The 13,437-nt window shown below is 61.6% G+C and carries 12 protein-coding genes; 4 read left to right on the plus strand and 8 right to left on the minus strand.

What is annotated here, in order from left to right; translation table 11 throughout:
* Positions 1-91: 91 nt before the first annotated feature.
* The 3 genes from ACVOLV_RS20620 to ACVOLV_RS20630 all read right to left on the minus strand — a co-directional run bounded on the left by ACVOLV_RS20620 (position 92) and on the right by ACVOLV_RS20630 (position 3,879).
* Positions 92-754, minus strand: a complete 663-nt coding sequence (locus ACVOLV_RS20620; protein WP_481555990.1) for a hypothetical protein — start codon at positions 752-754, stop codon at positions 92-94.
* A 4-nt stretch (positions 755-758) separates the two neighbouring features.
* Positions 759-3,509: a type VI secretion system Vgr family protein gene (locus ACVOLV_RS20625; RefSeq protein WP_481555991.1), complete on the minus strand. Its 2,751-nt coding sequence runs from the start codon at positions 3,507-3,509 to the stop codon at positions 759-761.
* A 64-nt stretch (positions 3,510-3,573) separates the two neighbouring features.
* A complete protein-coding gene (locus ACVOLV_RS20630) occupies positions 3,574-3,879 on the minus strand; it encodes a hypothetical protein (RefSeq protein ID WP_481555992.1) in 306 nt (101 codons plus the stop codon).
* Between the two features lie 80 nt (positions 3,880-3,959).
* Between ACVOLV_RS20630 and ACVOLV_RS20635 the strand changes: the two genes are divergently transcribed.
* Positions 3,960-4,223 (plus strand): hypothetical protein, encoded by a 264-nt coding sequence (locus ACVOLV_RS20635; RefSeq protein WP_481555993.1) that lies wholly within the window; start codon positions 3,960-3,962, stop codon positions 4,221-4,223.
* A 348-nt stretch (positions 4,224-4,571) separates the two neighbouring features.
* Here ACVOLV_RS20635 and proP read toward each other — a convergent pair whose 3' ends face one another.
* From proP to ACVOLV_RS20655, 4 genes are all read right to left on the minus strand, one after another.
* Complete coding sequence (gene proP / locus ACVOLV_RS20640; RefSeq protein WP_481555994.1) at positions 4,572-6,101, minus strand: glycine betaine/L-proline transporter ProP; 1,530 nt, start codon at positions 6,099-6,101, stop codon at positions 4,572-4,574.
* Positions 6,102-6,406: 305 nt separating this feature from the next.
* Positions 6,407-6,844 carry a ribosomal maturation YjgA family protein gene (locus ACVOLV_RS20645; RefSeq protein WP_481555995.1) on the minus strand — a complete coding sequence of 146 codons (438 nt, stop codon included), beginning with the start codon at positions 6,842-6,844 and terminating at the stop codon, positions 6,407-6,409.
* Positions 6,828-7,382, minus strand: coding sequence for a DUF3228 family protein (locus ACVOLV_RS20650; RefSeq protein ID WP_481555996.1), 555 nt, complete (start codon positions 7,380-7,382; stop codon positions 6,828-6,830). The genes ACVOLV_RS20645 and ACVOLV_RS20650 overlap by 17 nt, the downstream gene beginning before the upstream one ends.
* Positions 7,383-7,484: 102 nt before the next feature.
* Positions 7,485-9,104 (minus strand): APC family permease, encoded by a 1,620-nt coding sequence (locus tag ACVOLV_RS20655; RefSeq protein WP_481555997.1) that lies wholly within the window; start codon positions 9,102-9,104, stop codon positions 7,485-7,487.
* 654 nt (positions 9,105-9,758) lie between these two features.
* Here ACVOLV_RS20655 and ACVOLV_RS20660 point away from each other — a divergent pair.
* The 3 genes from ACVOLV_RS20660 to ACVOLV_RS20670 all read left to right on the plus strand — a co-directional run bounded on the left by ACVOLV_RS20660 (position 9,759) and on the right by ACVOLV_RS20670 (position 12,108).
* Positions 9,759-10,511: a COG4705 family protein gene (locus tag ACVOLV_RS20660; RefSeq protein WP_481555998.1), complete on the plus strand. Its 753-nt coding sequence runs from the start codon at positions 9,759-9,761 to the stop codon at positions 10,509-10,511.
* A 99-nt stretch (positions 10,512-10,610) separates the two neighbouring features.
* A complete protein-coding gene (metF, locus tag ACVOLV_RS20665) occupies positions 10,611-11,441 on the plus strand; it encodes a methylenetetrahydrofolate reductase [NAD(P)H] (RefSeq protein WP_481555999.1) in 831 nt (276 codons plus the stop codon).
* A gap of 46 nt (positions 11,442-11,487) precedes the next feature.
* Positions 11,488-12,108 (plus strand): DUF4124 domain-containing protein, encoded by a 621-nt coding sequence (locus ACVOLV_RS20670; protein ID WP_481556000.1) that lies wholly within the window; start codon positions 11,488-11,490, stop codon positions 12,106-12,108.
* 21 nt (positions 12,109-12,129) lie between these two features.
* Here the strand turns inward: ACVOLV_RS20670 and ACVOLV_RS20675 are convergent, their stop codons facing one another.
* Positions 12,130-13,074: a Nudix family hydrolase gene (locus tag ACVOLV_RS20675; protein ID WP_481556001.1), complete on the minus strand. Its 945-nt coding sequence runs from the start codon at positions 13,072-13,074 to the stop codon at positions 12,130-12,132.
* Between the last annotated feature and the right edge of the window lie 363 nt (positions 13,075-13,437).

Below are 13,437 nucleotides of genomic sequence, written 5' to 3' on the forward strand. Positions count from 1 at the left end.
GCAGGAAGCCAATGATCTGCTCTTCGGAAAAGCGCTTCTTCATGTCCAATCTCCGTCTCGTTGGGGATTGAACTCCAAATCGCCGCGCTACTCAAAATCGGGGGAACGTCGTCCCCTCCATAGATGCAGGAGATTCCCTAAATTCCGATCCAACTTCAGCTCTCAAAATTTTCCTTGCGAGCCTCAAATCTTGACGGACGAAAATCGACACCCGCGGAATTCCACCCTGAATTGGTACTGCAATCTGCGTAACGTCCAGCCCGTGAAACACCTCCTCCACACAATAGCGGGAGAACTCTTCATCGGCGCCGCAGCCCTTAGTATTGTGCTTTTTGAAATAGGGATTTTCTGGAAATTCAGACCGAACGCCATAGTCGCCAGGCACCCACATACCGTCGTACCGGCAGCGCAGGAAACCTTGAAGCATATTTTCGAAGTCAACATTCGGGCGCATTTTTCGTCCCGCGTCAGGGAGGATCGACTCTTCAGGTTTTCCGGAGTTCTTAGCAGACGACAATGAACCATCAGGAGCTCCGATCGAAGCACCCCCTGGCATTCCGACCTGCGTACTGGCCTGTCCGTCGTCAATCCCATCCTTAGAATCGGGATCAATAATTGAAGCTCTCAACGAATCAGAAGAAGCTTCACGCTTGTTTTCAACTTCGGCCGTTTGATCCATGGACGCCACGCCCGAGTTGTCTCTGCAGCCGAGCAAAGATGCAATCAACAGCGGCAGAATCATTAGCTTTGTCATTGCTTTATCCCGAAAATCCAACGAGTCTTTTCTTCTTCATATCCTCAAAATTCCATTTAGGGAGCTCGTGCTTGTAGCTACTTGGCCCAACAAACGATTTCTTACTCGCATGCACGGTAATCGTGCCCGGGCAGTTGAACGTGATGTTCCCGCTCTCGATGGTCACGCTGGCGCCACCGCTCGTTGCGATGTGAATCGTCTTGCCTGCAGCAAGCTCCACCACACCCTGTGCGCTGGCAGCGCGTAGCGCCTGCCTTGATTGCAGGCGAACTTCGTCCTGCTGGGCCTGTACGTTCAATTCACCGGTGCCGGCCACCAAACTCAATGCATTGCCATCGCCCGCGCTGCCCTCAACCGCACACGCCAACATGCCAATGGCTTGCCCGGCATGCAGACGCGCATTGCCCATCACCGCGGTATCGCTATCTCCGCCACTGGCCAGCAGCAGACCTTCGCCTACCGACCAGTGCAATGCCTGCCCTGCGACGTGCACGATGCCTGCTGGCGCGGCAAAGCCCAGCAGCGGGTCGCCGCTGTGGGGGACGCGGTCATTCCCCGCTGTTGCCTTGCGCTGCGCAGCTTCGCCGCTTGCAGCATCGAACTCAGCGCCTGCGACCGTGGTCTTAGCGCTGGCCAGCATTGCAGCCAGCGGCGCCTGATCCGGCACGAGGCTGGAGCTGTCCTTGCTGCGTGCGCCTTCCTTCATTACCAACGTGCTGGTCAGGTGGGTGCGTGCGGCTTGGTTGAAACTTGTGCTCAAGCTTTGCAGCTGGTTGAGCAAGGCCGCTGGTTGCACCACTTCGCCGGCAGGGCTGCTGCTGCGATGCGCATAGGCGCTGAACCAGGCACCGGAGCTGGCGCGTACTGCACCCCAGGCGTCGCTGCGCAGTTCAAACCCTGTGCCACGCAGGCTGCCGAGGAAGTTATCGGCTTGGTGGCGCAGGTGACCGAGGCTCAGCTGCGAGGTCTCCTGGCTACTGGCCAGCTGCACGCGCAGCTGTTGGTCGCTGTCGTCGAACAGGAGGTGATTACTGCCTTGGCCACCTTCCCATTCGCGTGAGCGGATGCCCCAGACTGCGCCGGGATTGCGATGTGCTTCGTCGCCTGCGCCCGCTGCGTGCCACGCCGGGGCGTGGCCGCCACTCAGGTTGGCTTGTGCGCTGGCGGCGCCATCCCGGGCTTGTGCGTAGGCGCTGCGGTCTTCACTGGCACTGGCGCCCGCCGGCGTCGGTGCAACACCCGCTTCGCCGCGGCCGTTGTACAGCGCACCCAGGACGATGGGCCGATCGATATCGCCATCGAGGAAGCCGACCAACACTTCCTGGCCTACACGCGGCAGGAACTGTGCGCCAACGCCGGGGCCAGCGTAACGCTGGGCGACGCGCAGCCAGGTGGTGTCGGCCTCGCCATTCTGGAAATGGAAGCAGACGCGGATCCGGCCCATGCTGTCGGCGTGGACGTCCTGGCCCTTGCCGCCATGCGAGGCAACCACGCGTGCGGTCTGGTAGCCCGGCGCGGTCGGGCGCGGGTTGAGCCGCTGGCCGGTTCCATCCACCAATGCAGGCCGCCATGGCATTGCATGCTCGGTGGCCTTGAAGCGGTTGGCGTAGCCCACTTTCTCGGCTTGTTGCCATAGCGCTGCGTCCGCTGTACCTAAGGGCGCTTTGCCCAGCGCGTCGTCCATTGCGTGGCGAACATCGGTGGGCAGGTTGTTGATGCCGGCGTGTTCCACTTCGGTCAGCAACAATTCTGGTGCTGATTTAAACGGGGCCTGCACTACCTGCAGCCAAGTACCGGATTGGAAACCGCGCACTGTGCTCTGGCCAAGCCAGGTGCGGTCGTGCACTTCATGCGACTGTGCCTGCAACCTTGCGTACCACGCTGCCGTGGCGGCGTTGCTGAAAGCGTAGGCGCCGACCGGGTCGTAGTTCTCGCGCTGCGATTGCTCACCGCCGCCATCCATCGGCAGTTGCGCGGTGATGCCACGCACGGAGCGGTAATCGTCGCTGAGCAGGCTGATGCGGGTACTGCCCAAGGCACGGCTTCTGCCCAGGGTCTGGATGCTGTCGCTCGACTCGGTGGCATCACTGCGATGGAAGCGCACGCCAACCTTGGCGCTGGCCGCATCCTCGGGGAGCGTCTGGCTGTCGGCGAAGATCTCCATGCTGTTGCCGCACGGTGCTTGCTCGTTCTGGTACAGCCGCCAACCCAAGCCTTCCTCGGCCAGCAGCCGTTGCAGGAAATCGAGGTCACTTTCGCGGTACTGCACGCAGTAGCTGTGCACGCGCGATGCAATAAACTCATCGCAGCCTTCGGCCCAGCGCCAGTTGGCCAGATCCGGATAATCCTGCAGCACAGCGTCCACAATCTGCCGCACATTGCTGTCCTGGAAAACCCGGCTATGGCGCGCGTGCTGCAACCACCAGGTCCAGGAATGGAGTGACAGGCGGTAGCGCACCAATCCGCCATCACTGCCCATGCGCTGCGCCGATGCAATCAAACCACTGCGTCGCTGTTCGCCACCATCCGCGTTGCGGATCAGCAACGCTGCCTGCTTGGCGAGCAATGCATCCAGATCGATGTACTGATCAGTGGAAAGTACGTCCACTTCGGTCGATGCGTGTGCGGACAAGGCATCACGCCCCCACCAGCGCTCGACCACATTGCTGCCAAGTTCGGCGCACTGCACTTGGTACTGACGCTGCGCATTGCCCAGCACAGCGACCTGTGCCAGAAGGTTATTCAGCTTATCCATGCCTATTCCAGATGTGATGACCGTCTGCAATCTGCAGACACCAATCGGATTCCTTTCGCGGAATTTACCAGAAGTCGTCGCAACAGGTTTTCACAACCCAGGCATTGCGCTTTGAACAAAGCGCATGACGCCGTGCACGGCAACTGTCACCTTGAATGCGCAAAAACTGTCTTGTTTCAGCGCTTACTGCTTGCGTTGCGACGCCGGACGGCTGATTCAACAGGCACGCTGCACGGCCTTGAAGCAATTGATAATTGAGATTCTTCTTGAATGTCCGAACATGCGGCAGATATACCCGCAGTAGCGCAGTCCGGACAGCGCTACTGCGCAGATAACGCAGCGCCAGCCAATTTGAGCGATGATCGGTCACCGTTTATCCGGATTCAGCCGTACCCAGCACTTCACCTACCCGCGTTGCCCTGCACTACCACCGAGCCAAGGACCCGCCACATGCAGTGGATTGATGATCTTGAAGTGGATGCCTGGAATACCGTGATTGAAGAACTTGTCTGGCACCTGCGCAACGGCCGCACCCCGACTGCGATCACCCGTCAGCTATTGCCTGATCGGGGAATTGAATTCCGCTTCAACGGCGTGGACCCAGCATTTCTGCCGGTGCCAGACGAAGCCTTTGAAACGCACTGGAAGGACGCCATCACCATCATCGCGCGCTTCCCGCAGCTCAATGCGCTGCGTTTTCGTTGCAATGCTTGATCTGCGCTGCTGATCAGCGCGAAGGATTGATAGCGGAAATGACGTAGCCCGGGTAAGCGAAGCGCACCCGGGAACAAGGATTTCGTGGTCTTTCAGATCGCCAAAGGCCCGCGGGGGTGCTGCCCTTATCCGGGCTACGACTGCAAACCAGAGATGCCTGCGCGTTGAGTTTCTTGCGAAGAACACCTCCCCAACCCTCCCCTTCGCTGCGCGAAAGGGAGGGGGCGAAGCGGTAGTGCCGAGCCATGCTCGGCAGAGGCTCTCCTGGTAGTGCCCCAGCCGAGCATGGCTCGGCTCCACATATTCAAACGCCGCCCCCTGCACCTTCGGTGCAAGGGAGGTAGCTTGTCAGACCAGGTCTGGATGACGATCGATCAGTGCCTGCTTGCGCCGCTCAAGGTCGGCAAGCTTGTCCTGCATATCGTTGATCTCAACATCCAGGCCATCAACGCTGGCCTCGATATGGTCGTACTGCTCCTGCAGCAGCTCGCGCGCTTCGCGGCGGCTGCCTGCGTTCGGCGTGTCGCCACGCATCGGCTTGTTGGCCGTCTCATGCATGAAGTACGCGGTTACCAGACCAATCAACGCCACCACCATCAGGTAGTAGGCCGGCATCATCAGGTCACCCGTGGTTTCCACCAGCCACGCTGCAAGGGTCGGCGTCACGCCGGCAATGATCACCGAGATATTGAACGCGCTGGCCAATGCGCTGTAGCGCACACGCGTTGGGAACATCGCCGGCAGGGTTGAGGCCATCACACCAATCAGGCAGTTCAACAACACCGCCAGCAACAACAAACCAACGAAGATCCAACCGGTATTGCCGCTGGTGATCAGGTGGAACGCCGGGAACGCGGCAATCAGCAAACCAATACTACCTGCGGCGATGAACGGCCGGCGGCCAATACGGTCACTGGCCATGCCGACAAATGGCTGCACGAACAGCATGCCCACCATCACCACGATGATGATCAGCACACCATGGTCCTCGGAGTAATGCAGGTTATGCGACAGGTAGGTGGGCATGTACGTCAGCAGCATGTAGTAGGTGACGTTGGTGACCAGCACGATGCCCACACAGACCAGCAACGAGCGCCAATATTTGGTCACGATCTCCTTGAAGGAGATACGCGGCGCGCTGCCGACGGCATCCTGGTCTTCCTTCTCCATGCGCTCCAGCTGCTCGGTGAAAGCTGGGGTTTCCTCCGCTGCGTGGCGCAGGTACAGGCCAATCAAGCCCAGGGGCGCAGCGAGGAAGAACGGAATACGCCAGCCCCACTCAAGGAACTGCGCTTCGCCAACGATGCTGCTCAGCAATACCACCACGCCGGCACCGGAAACAAAGCCAATGATCGAGCCAAAATCCAACCAGCTGCTGAGGAAACCACGGCGCCGGTCCGGCGCGAACTCGGCAACGAATACCGCAGCACCGGTGTACTCACCACCAACGGAGAAACCCTGCGCCAACTTGCACAGCAGCAACAGGATCGGTGCGAGTATTCCGATGCTTTCATACGATGGAATCAAGCCGATGCAGAAGGTACTGACCGCCATCAGGATGATGGTTGCCGACAGCACTTTCTGCCGGCCGAATTTGTCCCCCATGACCCCAAAGAACACGCCGCCCAGCGGACGCACCAGGAACGGCACCGAGAACGTTGCAAGCGCGGCAATGGTCTGCACGCTGGGCGACGCTTCCGGGAAAAACACCTTGCCCAAGGCATAGGCGACAAAGCCATACACACCAAAGTCGAACCACTCCATCGCATTACCCAACGCGGCGGCGGTGACTGCTTTCTTTACTTTTGCCTTATCGATGACGGTAATGTCTTCGATTTGCAGCGGCTCATTGCGGATAGTGGATTCACCTGTAGACATGACAGGACCAGTCCTCCCGTTACTGAGTTGATTGCGTGCTTGGCCTTGGCTTGCATGAGTTCGCGCAGGCCGTAATGCGCACGAAGGAATGCCCCGCGGCAAGGCCACGGGAACGGTCAGGGACAGAAAAAACCGGGATCATCCCGGTAAAGGCGCAGTGCCGGCTGTCCAAGCATCAACAGGCAGGGTGCCTGTGCGTAATCGCTGAATGATGCTGAGCCCGAGCATTCTACGCGAACAGCTGTTAAGGCATGTTAAAGGCGCGTCTACAGCGTTTCTCGTGCAGACGCGCAATGCAGCGTGCTTCAGCGATGAATGCGCCAAAACATGCGCGTTAGCAGCACGATAAGCCCAGTTACCGCGCAGCCAACTGCGTAGCAAACGATATCGCCCCACGAGAACGTATTACCTATCACCGTATACATCACATCGCCACGCACGTAGCCAAGCCGTTCGGCGATATGGAAGTACTGTGCAAACTCGATGCCGCAGGCGAACACGAACACAAACAGCAGGACCAGGTAATCATTGATGCGCAGCACGCTGCGGAGCATTGCGTAAAGCAGGATCACCACCAACACATCACCGAGGTAGGCACGTATCCACGACACATGCGGCAGGCGTGTAGCGATGATCACCTCAACAACGAACACCAGAACCGCCAGCAGCACATGCCAGCCGCTGATTGCGAACAGACCGCTTCGCTTCGCGGTGAGTTGCACAGCATCAGCGCCAGTTTGCATTGGCGCCCCAGAACTCCACGGCGCGCGCGTAAGCGGCACGGTCAATCGGCACACCGGAGCCGCCTTCTTCAACGCCCAAGGCATTACGCATCATGGTGATGGGTGCCATCGGAATCTCTTCGGCCGTCGCGGTGTACAGGCAACCCACCACACCCCAATCGGCGTCGATGGGTGAACCTTCTTTCTGCAGCTGCTCGCGGCTGTAGAGGATGACCACCAGATACTCGGCCACGGCCGGCTCCACGCCTTCAAACCATCGCACCAGCACCGGCAACTCCTCGCGGCTGCGTGCCTCGTAACTCGAACGCAGCAGGTGCCGGTTCTGCTCGTTGACCGGCACGGTCAGGCAGCGTGTGCTGGTCCAGTTCCTGTAGACATGCAGTTTGCAGAATGGCGCATAGCCATCGAGCACCTTGTCGGCAGCATGCGCATTCAAGTACTGCTCGAATTCCTCGGCGCTGCAGTCCTGGATGGTATTGGCGCGCGGCGTGCGCGGGAACAGGCGGGTACGTGCAAACGGCGTCAGGTAGATGGACATCATCGCTTCCAGCAAAGGATGGCGACATTGTCGGCGATCGGTGCGAAGACCGGAACTGTTGCGTCTACGCGCACCGCTAGCAGTGCGCGTTCCTCATCCGGCTCAGGCCTGCGCCTGCGCCTGTGCCTCGTGTTCGGCCACATCCATCGACGGTGTGCGCCAACCGGAGTTCACGCCCCATAGATAGAACACGACACCAATTGCTGCCACCAGCAGCAGATCCCAGCCATAGCTCAGGTAGCCAGCGCCGCCGAAGGCGGTACTGCCCGCCCACGACACCAATGCCAACAGTGGCAGGTAGCAGATCAGCCACATCGCACCTTTCAGCTGGCGCGAGAAATCATGCCAACCAATCTTGCGCTGGTAGTAGATGTACACCGGCAAGGCCACAACCATCAGCAGGATGATTTCGCCGGTCAGCGGCCAGCGTGCCCAGTACAGCAGTTCGGTGGCCATCACGAAGGCCACGCCCGCCAGTATCGGCAGCGCTACTACCCGCAATGGGCGATGCAGGTTCGGCGCGGTGCGGCGCAGCGACATCACGCTGATCGGCCCGGTCATATAGGAGATTACGGTGGCCACCGAAATTACCGCCGCCAGCGTGCCCCAGCCACGGAAGAAGAACAGGAACAGGAAGGACACTGCCAGGTTCAGCCACATCGCCGGCCGTGGCACGCCCCAGCGCGGGTGGATGTTGCCCAGCACCTTGGGCGCGGTGCCGTTCTGCTGCATGCCGTAGATCATGCGCGCAGTGGTTGCGGTGTAAGTCATGCCGGTGCCGCTGGGGCTGACGAAAGCATCCACGTACAACAGCATCGCCAGCCAATGCAGGTTGAGGATCAAGGCCAACTGGGCGAAGGGTGAACGGAAATCGATGCCATGCCAACCGTGTTCGGCCAGCATCTGACTTGGCACCGCACCGATATATGCCACCTGCAGCAACACGTAGATCACCGCTGCGAGCAGGATGGAACCGACCACGGCGAAGGGAATGCTGCGGCCGGGATTACGCGCTTCGCCAGCCAGGTTCACCGGGCTCTGGAAACCGTTGAAGCTGAAAACAATGCCGGCGGTAGCAATGGCAGTAAGGATGGCGGAGAAATCCAGGATCGGCGTGCCCGGCCCTTTCAATCCAACCGAGAAATTCTCGCTGTGGAAGCCACTGGCGATCAAGGCCACGCCGGTCAGCGCCGGCACGACCAGCTTGAAAATGGTGATGGCGCTGTTGGAGTGCGCAAACAGCTTCACGCTCCAGAAGTTGATCAGGAAATAGACGACCACCAGCACCGCGGCGATCAGCAGGCCGGCATGGCTGAGTTCGCCCATTCCACCGGGCTGCTGCACGTACATGTCCTGCGCCCACTGCCATGGCCACGATGCCATGTACTGCACAGACGCTTCCGCCTCGACCGGGATCACCGAGACGATGGCGATCCAGTTGGCCCAGGCGGCAATGAAGCCGACCAGTGAACCGTGCGAGTAATGGCTGTAGCGGACCATGCCGCCGGATTCGGGAAACATCGCACCGAGCTCGGCATAAGTAAGCGCGATGGTGAGGATGATGGCCGCGCCCAGCACCCAGGCCCAGATCGCGCCGGGCCCAGCCAGGCCAGCGGCGCGCCAGGCCCCGAACAGCCAGCCTGAGCCGATGATGGAGCCCAGGCCGGTGAGCATCAAGGCAATGGGGCCGACGTCGCGGCGGATGGCGCTGGATGCGGTCATGGTGACTTTCCGATTGGGGCGGCGCCGGGGCGGCGTTGGCGACCGATCATCGCAAACCCGACGTTAAGCCGAGCGTCGTTTGCGGTGCCGAGGTGTTGCTGCCAGAACTGGCACAGTCAACGGATTGCTGTAGTTCGCTGACATGCCCAAAGCGGCAAAGCCCGCCCTGCCGCGATCCGGCCATACCTTGCGCCACAGCGCCCCCCCTTCTCCGTGTGCCGCAACACTCCGCCCCCTCCCTTGCGCCGAAGGCGTAGGGGAGGGCTGGGGAGGGGTGCTCTGTGCGGGAAGCTCAACTTTCAAGCGGTTCTGGCTTTCCACCTTTGATTCTGCGTTCGAGCGAAGTGCTGGAGATCAAGAGCCAAGAGCCAAGAGCAAAGGCCAAAGCACCCCTCCCCAACCCTCCCCTTGCCTACGGCAAAGGGAGGGGGCACAAGCTGCATCCTTCATCGGCGGCGAGCGGGTCCGCCCCAACCCTTGCGCCGTAGGCGTAGGGGAGGGCTGGGGAGGGGTGCTCTGCGCGGGAAGCTCAACTTTCACCCGTAGCTGACCGCAGCGCATCACGATGAACTCCCCCTCAACGCACACATGGCTACGACGCAACTCCGACAACCGCGCGCCGACAGTAGCTGCACGTCTGCACAGATAGCTGCCATGTCACCGACCGAAACCCTCAGCAAGGTCCCTGCCCTCACCCTGGGTTTCTGGGCCATCAAGATCCTCGCCACCACCTTGGGAGAAGTGGGCGGCGATGCCGTCACCATGTCGATGAACCTGGGTTACCTGATCGGCACGGCACTGTTTGCCACCGTGTTCGCGCTCGCGGTATTCACGCAGATCCGCTCACCCAACTTCCGCCCTTGGGTTTACTGGTTCGCCATCATCGCCAGTACCACCGTTGGCACCACGCTGGCCGACTACGTGGATCGCTCGCTGGGCATCGGCTATACAGGCGGCACTACGCTGTTGCTCGCCTTGCTCTTGATTACCCTGTTCGTCTGGAAGCGCAGCACCGGCAGCATCTCGGTCACCCAGATCAACTCACCACACAGCGAGTTGTTCTATTGGCTGGCCATCACCTTCTCCCAAACTCTGGGCACCGCCTTGGGCGATTGGGCCGCAGATACCCAGGGGCTCGGCTATAGCGGTGGCATCGCCTTGTTTGGCGGGCTGCTGGTCATGGTGGCGGCGCTGTACTTCTGCACCCGCATCTCCCGCACCACCTTGTTCTGGACGGCCTTCATCCTGACGCGGCCACTGGGCGCCGTGGTTGGCGACTTCCTCGACAAGCCCCTGGACCACGGCGGGTTGGCGCTGAGTCGTTATGCAGGCACCGCCGTGCTGTTACTGGCAATCATTGCCTGCATCACCCTGTTGCCGCAGCGCCCGGCCTACCGCTCGCATTGAGAATGCACCTACTTCCCCAAGTCTCGGCTGAAACAATTGCACATCCATCTTGATAGAGAGATATAATTACCCGCATCCCGTCAGACACGGCCGCTTCCGATGACCGCGCTCAGCTTCGAGTTCTACCCGCCCAAGACCGATGACCAGCGCGCCCAGCTGGACCGTACCGCCGCCAAGCTCAAGAGCCATGCGCCGGAATACGTGTCGTGCACCTTCGGTGCCGGTGGCTCGACCCTGAGCTATACCTCCGAGACCGTGCGCCACCTCAACCAGCACCACGGCCTGCAGGCGGCGCCGCACCTGTCCTGCGTCGGCGGCACGCGTGAAGAGATCCGTGAGCTGCTCAAGCTCTACCGCGCCATCGGGGTGAAGCGCATCGTCGCCCTGCGTGGCGACCTGCCCTCGGGCATGGGCTTCCCCGGTGACCTGCGCTATGCGTCCGAACTCATCGCCTTCATCCGCGCCGAGCACGGCGATGCCTTCCGTATCGAAGTGGGCGCCTATCCGGAAACCCATCCGCAAGCCAGCGACGCACTCACCGACCTGCGCCACTTCAAGACCAAGATCGATGCCGGTGCCGATGCCGCCATCACCCAGTACTTCTACAACGCCGACGCCTATTTCCACTTCGTCGATGCGGCACGCAAGCTGGGCGTGGAGGTGCCGATCATTCCCGGCATCATGCCGATCTCCAACTTCAGCCAGCTGCGCCGTTTCTCCGAGCAGTGTGGTGCAGAGATTCCGCGCTGGGTCAGCAAGCGCATGCAGGCCTATGGCGATGACGCCGAAGCTGTGCGTGAGTTCGGCGCCGACGTCGTCGGCGGACTGTGCGAGCGACTGATCGCAGGTGGCGCACCGTCGCTGCACTTCTACACGCTGAATCTGGCCAAGCCGACCAATGCCGTGCTGGAGCGCATCGGCCGCAGCTGAGGCTTCGTCACTTCCTGCGCGCACGGCCAACCGCTACCCTTGGCCGATGCGCCTGCTGTTACTCCTGTTGCTGACCTGCTCCGCCCTGGCGGCGTTCAATGCGCGCGCGCAACAGATCAACCGCTGCACCAATGCACAGGGTCAAACCGTCTACGGCGACAAGCCCTGCGAAGTGATGGGCGCACGCGCACGCCTGCTGCCCAATCCGCGCGCGGTCGGCGGCAGTGGCTTGTACCGCGACAGCTGCGCACGGCGGCTCAGTGAACTGGTCGCGCAGATCCAATCGGCGGCCGATGCGCGCGATCCCAATCGACTATCCGGTATCTATCTGTGGAGCGGGCTTTCCAACGCCGCCGCCACCCGGGTCATGGACAGGCTGGATGAGATCGTGCAGCGGCCCTTGATCGACATCGCGCCGGTATTCCCCGAAGAGCCGGCGTATGTTCCCGAGCCGACCGAGCCGTTCACCTATACCGACGGCACACCGGTTGATCACACGCAGGCAAGCACCACCTATCCCGAAGTGCACGTCATCAGCAACGCTCCAACTGGCCCACGGCGCCCCATCGCGCTGCGACTGGAGCAGACCTTGCCGCGCAGCGCCACGCCAACGCGGACCATCCTGCACCTGCGCCGCCAATACAACTGCTTCTGGATCACGCTGTAAGCGCGCTACGCCTTCAGCTGCTCAGGCCTGCGGCCATAGCGAACGAATCGCGGCCACACCCAAGGCGCCATGCTGGCGCGCGATCTCGACATCAGCAGCCGCCATCCCGCCGATTGCATAGATCGGCAGCGATACGCGCTCGCGCAGTTCGACGAATGCATCCCAGCCAAGACCCGCGGCCTCTGGATGGGTGGCGGTTGCCTGCACTGGCCCCAACACTGCGAAATCACAACCCAGTTGCTGTGCCGCCTGCAGCTGTGCAAGGTCGTGGCAGGACGCGGCTACCAGCGATGTCTCCGGCAACGGCCGCGCCTGCAGCTGCACCACCTGCTCGCTGCCCAGGTGCACGCCAACGCCCAGCACCTTTGCCAGGGCGATGTCGCGGTTGATCAGCACTTCAACCTGTTTGCCGAAGCGCTCAACCACGGTTCTGGCCAAGGCCTCGCGGTTCGGCGCCAGAGGCGTGCGCAGCTGGATGCGACGGATGCCACCGGCAATGGCGGCCTCGATCGACGCCAGCCAAGCCTCGTCGCCGTCGGTCGGCTCCGGGGTGATCAGGTAGTGGCAGGGTTGGCGCAACGCCGCCACCACCGGCAGATCGGCCGGCGGCATCGAATAGCGCGACAGCTTGTCCGGGGTAACCCAGGTGATGGCCTGGCCTTCGCGGCCACGCGCCGTGCCTTTCCAGTGGCGCACGCGGCGCACTTCCAGGCGCAGGCGCTTGTCCGGGTAGATCTGCGGCACGTCCATAACCCACTCGCCGATCTCGGCCTCGATGCCGAGTTCCTCGCGCAGTTCACGTACCAGCGCCTGCTCCGAGGTCTCGCCCGGCTCACGCTTGCCGCCGGGAAATTCCCAGAGGCCGGCCATATCGCTATCGCCGGTACGCCGGTTGAGCAGGATGCGGCCACGCGCGTCGGTGATGACGGCGGCCACGACGTGGATCGAGCGTGAAGGGGATGTCATGCCTTGAGCATGCCGAAAACAGGGCTGTTGGTGCAATCGTTCACTGCGATGCATCCATACCGGAACGGCGCCATGTTGTAGGAGCAGCGTCAGCCGCGAAGCAGATGCACCAACAGAGTGCAGAGATGGCTGGCCCGGCAGGATTCCCAGTTTCGCGGCTGACGCCGCTCCTACAAGGTGTGCACCTGTAGTGCCGAGCCATGCTCGGCAGGGGCTTTACCGGCAATGCGTCGGACAGGTCATCAGCTTCGCGGCTTACGCCGCTCCTACAAAAGCCAGGCTGACTGTAGTGGGGGGGGGGCGGGGGGGGGCGGCGGGGCGCCGGGGCGGGCGCCCGGCCCCCCGCCGCGGGGGCGCCCCCCG

It is taken from the genome of Stenotrophomonas sp. STEN023, assembly GCF_056760135.1.

Excerpts from the sequence above, each read along its gene's own strand:
- ACVOLV_RS20670 (WP_481556000.1), top strand. The coding sequence starts at position 11,488 with ATGCGCCTGCTGTTACTCCTGTTGCTGACCTGCTCCGCCCTGGCGGCG.
- ACVOLV_RS20650 (WP_481555996.1), bottom strand. The coding sequence starts at position 7,382 with ATGTCCATCTACCTGACGCCGTTTGCACGTACCCGCCTGTTCCCGCGC.
- ACVOLV_RS20655 (WP_481555997.1), bottom strand. The coding sequence starts at position 9,104 with ATGACCGCATCCAGCGCCATCCGCCGCGACGTCGGCCCCATTGCCTTG.
- ACVOLV_RS20645 (WP_481555995.1), bottom strand. The coding sequence starts at position 6,844 with ATGCAAACTGGCGCTGATGCTGTGCAACTCACCGCGAAGCGAAGCGGT.
- ACVOLV_RS20635 (WP_481555993.1), top strand. The coding sequence starts at position 3,960 with ATGCAGTGGATTGATGATCTTGAAGTGGATGCCTGGAATACCGTGATT.
- ACVOLV_RS20660 (WP_481555998.1), top strand. The coding sequence starts at position 9,759 with ATGTCACCGACCGAAACCCTCAGCAAGGTCCCTGCCCTCACCCTGGGT.
- proP (WP_481555994.1), bottom strand. The coding sequence starts at position 6,101 with ATGTCTACAGGTGAATCCACTATCCGCAATGAGCCGCTGCAAATCGAA.
- ACVOLV_RS20620 (WP_481555990.1), bottom strand. The coding sequence starts at position 754 with ATGACAAAGCTAATGATTCTGCCGCTGTTGATTGCATCTTTGCTCGGC.
- ACVOLV_RS20675 (WP_481556001.1), bottom strand. The coding sequence starts at position 13,074 with ATGACATCCCCTTCACGCTCGATCCACGTCGTGGCCGCCGTCATCACC.
- ACVOLV_RS20625 (WP_481555991.1), bottom strand. The coding sequence starts at position 3,509 with ATGGATAAGCTGAATAACCTTCTGGCACAGGTCGCTGTGCTGGGCAAT.
- metF (WP_481555999.1), top strand. The coding sequence starts at position 10,611 with ATGACCGCGCTCAGCTTCGAGTTCTACCCGCCCAAGACCGATGACCAG.